A 6,323-nucleotide genomic window follows, 5' to 3' on the forward strand; every position below is an offset into this window, starting at 1 on the left:
GCCCCGCCCGCCCCGCCCCCCGCAGACCGACACCGCCACCGAGCACCGGCGCGAAACCCCCGCCTACCGCCCCGGCGACGGGCTGTTCGCCTGGCTGGCGCTGCGGCCGACCATCCGGATCAGGCTCACCCTGCTCTACGGCGGCATGTTCCTGATGGCCGGCGTGGTGCTGCTGCTGCTGATGTACTACTTCGTCCGGCAGGCCTTCCAGGGCGCCTCGCTGCCCCCGCTCAGGCTCGGCGCGAACGTCCAGATCACCACGCCCGAAGGCAGCGTCATCACCAACCAGGCGGCGCTGGACCGCTACATCGACAACTACCAGGCGGTCGAGGCCGACCAGGCGCTCAACACCCTGCTGCGCAAGGCCCTCACCGCGCTGGTCTGCCTCGCCGTGATCGCCTTCGCGGCCGGCTACGCCATGGCCGGCCGGGTGCTGCGCCCGCTCGGCCGGATCACCCGCACCGCCCGCGAGGTGGCCGGATCCGATCTGCACCGGCGGATCCAGCTGGACGGGCCGGACGACGAGCTCAAGGAGCTCGCCGACACCTTCGACGACATGCTCCAGCGCCTCGACCGGGCCTTCGACTCCCAGCGCCGCTTCGTCGCCAACGCCTCGCACGAACTACGCACCCCACTGGCGATCAACCGGACCCTGCTGGAGGTGCAGCTCTCCGACCCCGCGGCCTCCCCCGACCTCCAGCAGCTCGGCAAGACCCTGCTCGCCACCAACGAACGCAGCGAACAGCTGGTCGAGGGCCTGCTGCTGCTCGCCCGCAGCGACAACGAACTCACCGACCGCCGCCCGGTCGAAATCGCCGAGGTCGCCCAGCGCGCCCTGGAGCAGATCCGTACCGAGGCGGTCTCCCGGGAGGTCGTGCTGCGCCCCGACCTGAGCCCGGCCACCGTCTCGGGCAACGGCGTCCTGCTCGAGCGGATCGCCCTCAACCTGCTGCAGAACGCGGTCCGCTACAACACCCCCGACGGCTGGGTGGAGATCTCCACCCGGGCCACCCCGGACGGTGGCGGCGAGCTGGTGGTCAGCAACACCGGCCCGGTGGTGCCGGGGTACGAACTGGAGCACATCTTCGAACCGTTCCGCCGGGTCAAGGGCGCCGAGCGGACCCGGAGCGACAAGGGAGTGGGCCTCGGCCTGTCCATCGTCCGCTCGGTCGTCCGGGCCCACGGCGGCGCCATCGAGGCCTCCTCCCGGCCCGGCGGCGGCCTGACCATCAAGGCCCGCATCCCGGGCTGACCGCCCCCGCGCCTCGCCGCCCCGGGCGCACCCGTCCCCACCCCGCACGGGGGCCCCGGGACGGCGCCCCAGGGCCCCTGTGCCGCCCGCACGGCCGCCACCGGCCGCATCACCCCGAGGTCCGTGCGCGGACCGTCCGTGCCGCCCCTGCCCGCCATGTCGGATTGACATAAGGCCTGGCAGGGGCGGCTTGTCTTTTCCCGTCGGGACAACTTACGGTGTCGTAACCTACGCAGCCGTAGGTGACAGCCGCCGGCCCGGCTCCGCCGGCGTCGGAGCTCCGGCCCGACCGGCCGCCATCCTCGTCCGCCCCGGGAGAAATCCGTCGTGACCATCGCACCCGTGCAGCGCACCGCCACCTCCGCCTGGACCGACGCCCGGCTGATCCTCGAGCTGGAGCAGGTCGTCGAGACCGAGCTCAACCGGCACCTGAAGGTCGCCAAGGAGTGGATGCCGCACGAGTACGTGCCGTGGGGCCAGGGCCGCGACTTCGACGGCGTGCTCGGCGGCGAGGCCTGGTCCCTCGACCAGTCCAAGGTCACCCCGCTGGCCCGGATCTCCCTGGTGGTCAACCTGCTGACCGAGGACAACCTCCCCAGCTACCACCACGAGATCGCCACCATGTTCGGCCGCGAGGGCGCCTGGGGCACCTGGGTGCACCGCTGGACGGCCGAGGAGGGCCGCCACGGCATAGCCATCCGCGACTACCTGCTCGCCACCCGGGCCGTCGACCCGGTCGAGCTGGAGCGGGCCCGGATGACGCACATGGGCGAGGGCTTCGAGTCCGACAACTCGCACAGCATGCTGCACTCGGTCGCCTACGTGGCCTTCCAGGAGCTCGCCACCCGGATCGCGCACCGCAACACCGGCCACCACTCCGGCGACCCGCTCTGCGACCAGCTGCTGGCGAAGATCGCCAACGACGAGAACCTGCACATGGTCTTCTACCGGAACCTGCTCCGGGCCGCCCTGGAGATCGCCCCGGACCAGGCCATGCGCGCCATCGCCGACGTCGTCATCAACTTCCGGATGCCCGGCCACGGCATGCCCGGCTTCGAGCGCTCCGCCGCGCAGATCGCCATCGGCGGTGTCTACAACCTGCGGATCCACCACGACGACGTGCTGCAGCCCGTGCTGCGCCACCTGAAGGTCATGGAGGTCACCGGCCTCGGCCCGCAGGGCGCGCAGGCCCAGCAGGAGCTCGGGGTCTTCCTGGCCGGCCTCGACGCCCAGGCCACCAAGTTCGACGAGCGCCAGGCGGCCCTGCTGGCCCGCCGCGCCGCCAACGCCGCCAAGCGCTGATCCGCCGGCCGCGAGCGCGGTGCCGAATGTCTGTATTTCGGCAAAAAAGTCCCCGGTGTGTCGCATCTCACATCTGGTAGCGCAGCACAGTCGGGTGATCTCGCAGAGTGACGACTCGTTCGAGTGAGGGCATGGCGTACCGTGACCGCCGGGCGCCGCGGGCGGTTTGTCGACCTGTCGTCAATCGCCCTCGCCCCACGGCCAGTTGGGGGCCGGGCCCGGGGGCGCCCGCTACCGGCGGTCACCGCCGGCGGGGGCCCGGGCAGTGTGGCCGGTGCCGCACGGTGACGCCGTCCGGAACGTGTTCGATCACCCCAACGGGCCCGGTCTTGGGTGTCGATTGAGTAACAGGGCTTGAAGTAAGGCACAATCTCGGCCTCGGGTCGGGCACAAGACCGACCCCCCAAGCGTTACGTGCGCTGGAGATACCGCACCGCACACACCCAAAGGGGGAGAGCGAAAATGGCAACGGACTACGACACCCCGCGCAAGACCGATGACGACCTCAACGAGGACAGCATCGAGGAGCTCAAGGCACGGCGGAACGAGAAGGCGACCAGCACGGTCGACATCGACGAGTTCGACGCGGCCGAGGGGCTGGAGCTTCCGGGCGCCGACCTCTCGAACGAGGAGCTCTCGGTCCGGGTGCTTCCGCGCCAGGCCGACGAGTTCACCTGCATGAGCTGCTTCCTTGTGCACCACCGCAGCCAGCTGTACAGCGAGAAGAACGGCCAGCCGATCTGCCGGGACTGCGGCGCCTGAGCACCGCGCGGCCATGGCCCGGGCACGCCTTCCCCGGCAGGCCCGGTACGCCGCCCCGACCGGTCCCGCACGGGCCCGGAGGCAGCACCAGCCGTCGTCCCGAGCGACGGCACCCGGTAGGCACGTCCTGCCGCGACCGGCGCACCACCGGAGAACGGGACGGTCCCGCAGCGATGCGGAGCCGTCCCTCCTCTGTGTCCGGACCCCGGCGCTCCGGCCCTCGCCGGACCCGCGCGGGTCAGCCGGCGGCGGCCCCGGCCCGGGCCGCGTCGATCGCCTCGGCCAGCTGCTGCGGGGAGCGGGTCGACAGATAGACGTACGGCGTCGGGTCGGCCGGGTCGCACACCTCGACCCGCAGCGCCGTCGGCACGTAGCTGCGCAGCAGCATGAACGCGCGCGGATCCGCCTTGACCGAGCGCCAGGCCAGCGCCTCGGCCCGGTCCAGCGGTTCGGCCGCCCCGAGGGCGGACAGCGGGATCCGGGCCTGCCCGGCCACCAGTGAACCCTGGACCACCCTGATCCGGGCGGAGCCGTAGCTGCTGAGCGCCGCCGCCATCGCGACGATGCCGACCAGCAGGGCGGCCAGTGCACCCACCGCGCTGAACCTGAGCATGATCAGCCCGAGCGAGAGCCCGGCCGCGACCGGGAGCAGCCACCAGGAGCGCGGGACGGTGAGGCGTTCGTCGTACATGCACCCATTGTGTGGGCCGGGCCGGACGGGGCCGGACGCCACCCCCGCGGGAGGCCGCGGGCGACTGTGACACAACTGGTGTAACACTGCCTCCCCGCCGCCTCCTACCAGCCGGTAAGGTCGCGTCCGTGACCGGACCCATCGTCTTCCCGCCCGTGCCGCAGCCGGCCGAAACGCCCGTGCAGGCACCAGCGTTCCTCACCCCGACCACCCCGCCGGCCGACGCCGTGATGCCCGAGCGCGCCCCGGAGGCCCCGGCGCCCGGCGAGCCGCTCGGCTCGCACTACGACCACTGCTTCGGCTGCGGACCGCAGCACCCGCAGGGACTGCAGCTGGTCGCCGTCGCCGGTGAAGGGCTCACGGTCACCGCGGAGTTCACCGTCCGCCCCGGCCATCAGGGCGGCCCCGGCCTCGCGCACGGCGGCGTCCTGATGACCGCCATGGACGAGACCCTCGGCACGCTCAGCTGGCTCCTGCACACCCCCGCGGTGACCGGCCGGCTGGAGACTGACTTCATCCGTCCGGTGCCGGTCGACTCGGTGCTGCACATCCACGCCCGGGTGACGGGTGTGCACGGCCGCAAGATCTACAGCGCGGCCGAGGGACGGATCGGCGGCCCCGACGGACCGGTCGCCGTCCGCGCCCAGGCGCTCTTCATCCAGGTGAAGCTGGAACACTTCACCACGCACGGTCGTCCCGAGGACATCAAGAAGGCCCTGGACGACCCCGATCTGCTGAAGCGCAGCCGAGCCTTCGAGGTGAACCCGTGAGCACCACCCCGCGTCCGCCGGTGGACATCCTGATCAACCGGATCGACCCGGACCTTCCGCTGCCCGCCTACGAGCACCCCGGCGATGCCGGAGCCGACCTGCGCACCACCGTCGACGCGGAGCTCGCTCCCGGCGAGCGCGCCGTGCTGCCCACCGGTATCGCCATTGCGCTACCGGACGGTTACGCGGCGTTCGTGCACCCGCGTTCGGGGCTCGCAGCTCGTTGCGGTGTTGCACTGGTGAACGCCCCAGGGACGGTCGATGCCGGGTACCGTGGTGAGATCAAGGTGATCGTCGTCAATCTGGACCCGCGCGAGGCGGTCAGCTTCCGTCGAGGGGACCGCATCGCCCAGCTGGTCATCCAGCAGGTCGAGAAAGCGCGGTTCCACGAGGTCGCGGAGCTGCCGGGTTCGGTACGCGCCGCGGGCGGGTTCGGATCGACCGGTGGCCACGCCGCGGTCTAGCATGCCCGCGGTCTCGCAGTAGCCGAGCAGGTATTCGCTTCGGACCTGGATCCGTCCGGGCCGGGAAGGACAGTGACCGTGTTCCGTCGTCGCCACAAGAGCGAGGACGCTGTCGAGCAGCTCGCCGAGGACGCCACCAGCGCCGACGAGACGGCCGATGACGTCGAGGACTCCGCCGAGAGCGAGAACGACGCCGAGCTGGACCCGGCCGACCGGGTCGGTCTGCCGCCGGCGCCCCGTCCGGACGGCCCGTGGGACGTCTCCGAACTGGAGAGCCCCGAGGAGGGCCGGGTCGACCTGGGTGGCCTGCTGGTCCCTGGCGTCGAAGGTATGGAGCTGCGGGTGGAGGTGGCCGGTGACTCCATCGTCGCCGCCACCCTCGTCCTCGGTAACAGCGCGATCCAGCTGCAGGCCTTCGCCGCCCCCAAGTCGGAGGGCATCTGGCACGAGGTCCGCGAGGAGATCGCCAACGGCATCACCTCCCAGGGCGGGCTGATCGAGGAGGAGGAGGGCACGCTGGGCTGGCACCTGCGCGCCCAGGTCCCCGTTCAGCTGCCGGACGGCACCCAGGGGTCCCAGCTGGTCAGGTTCGTCGGCTGCGACGGGCCGCGCTGGTTCCTGCGCGGTGTGATCTCCGGCCAGGCGGCGGTGCAGCCCGAGGTGGGCGGCATCCTGGAGCAGGTCTTTCAGCAGACGGTCGTCGTCCGCGGCGAGACCCCGATGGCACCGCGCGACCCGATCGTGCTGAAGCTCCCCGAGGACGCCCAGATGGTCGCCGACGGCGGCCCGGGCACCGGCGGGGAGGAGGGCGGCAGCCGGTTCGGCCAGGCTCCGCTCGACCCCTTCGCCCGCGGCCCGGAGATCACCGAGGTCCGCTGAACGAGCAGCCCGTCGTCCCCGCCGGCCCGGCCGGCGGGGACGATTTGCTTGTGGGGCGGCGGGCCCCGTACAGTTCCGGAGTCGCACCGCGAGGAGCGGCCGAAGCAAATCCGATGAATGAATCTCTGAAAAACAGAGCGGAATGCATCTGATAAGCTGGAAAACGAAGACCGGCCAGGTCGGGTGAGTGAAACTCCGGAAAA

The 6,323-nt window shown here is 71.7% G+C and carries 7 protein-coding genes; 6 read left to right on the plus strand and 1 reads right to left on the minus strand.

Features of this window, described 5'->3' with window-relative positions; translation table 11 throughout:
* The first annotated feature begins 82 nt into the window (after positions 1-82).
* From AA75_RS01225 to AA75_RS01235, 3 genes are all read left to right on the plus strand, one after another.
* A complete protein-coding gene (locus tag AA75_RS01225; RefSeq protein WP_033817781.1) occupies positions 83-1,252 on the plus strand; it encodes a cell wall metabolism sensor histidine kinase WalK in 1,170 nt (389 codons plus the stop codon).
* 327 nt (positions 1,253-1,579) lie between these two features.
* Positions 1,580-2,554: an acyl-ACP desaturase gene (locus tag AA75_RS01230; protein ID WP_033817776.1), complete on the plus strand. Its 975-nt coding sequence runs from the start codon at positions 1,580-1,582 to the stop codon at positions 2,552-2,554.
* A gap of 462 nt (positions 2,555-3,016) precedes the next feature.
* A complete protein-coding gene (locus AA75_RS01235; RefSeq protein WP_033817777.1) occupies positions 3,017-3,316 on the plus strand; it encodes a DUF4193 domain-containing protein in 300 nt (99 codons plus the stop codon).
* 238 nt (positions 3,317-3,554) lie between these two features.
* Here AA75_RS01235 and AA75_RS01240 read toward each other — a convergent pair whose 3' ends face one another.
* Complete coding sequence (locus tag AA75_RS01240; protein WP_033817778.1) at positions 3,555-4,007, minus strand: DUF3093 domain-containing protein; 453 nt, start codon at positions 4,005-4,007, stop codon at positions 3,555-3,557.
* A 230-nt stretch (positions 4,008-4,237) separates the two neighbouring features.
* Here AA75_RS01240 and AA75_RS01245 point away from each other — a divergent pair, with 230 nt between their 5' ends.
* From AA75_RS01245 to AA75_RS01255, 3 genes are all read left to right on the plus strand, one after another.
* Positions 4,238-4,777: a PaaI family thioesterase gene (locus AA75_RS01245; protein ID WP_051811532.1), complete on the plus strand. Its 540-nt coding sequence runs from the start codon at positions 4,238-4,240 to the stop codon at positions 4,775-4,777.
* Positions 4,774-5,241 (plus strand): dUTP diphosphatase, encoded by a 468-nt coding sequence (gene dut, locus AA75_RS01250; RefSeq protein WP_033817779.1) that lies wholly within the window; start codon positions 4,774-4,776, stop codon positions 5,239-5,241. The genes AA75_RS01245 and dut overlap by 4 nt, the downstream gene beginning before the upstream one ends.
* A 78-nt stretch (positions 5,242-5,319) precedes the next feature.
* Positions 5,320-6,120, plus strand: coding sequence for a DUF3710 domain-containing protein (locus tag AA75_RS01255; RefSeq protein ID WP_033817780.1), 801 nt, complete (start codon positions 5,320-5,322; stop codon positions 6,118-6,120).
* Positions 6,121-6,323 lie beyond the last annotated feature (203 nt).

Origin of the sequence: Kitasatospora sp. MBT63 (genome assembly GCF_000710465.2) — a bacterium.
Taxonomy (GTDB): Bacteria; Actinomycetota; Actinomycetes; order Streptomycetales; family Streptomycetaceae; genus Kitasatospora.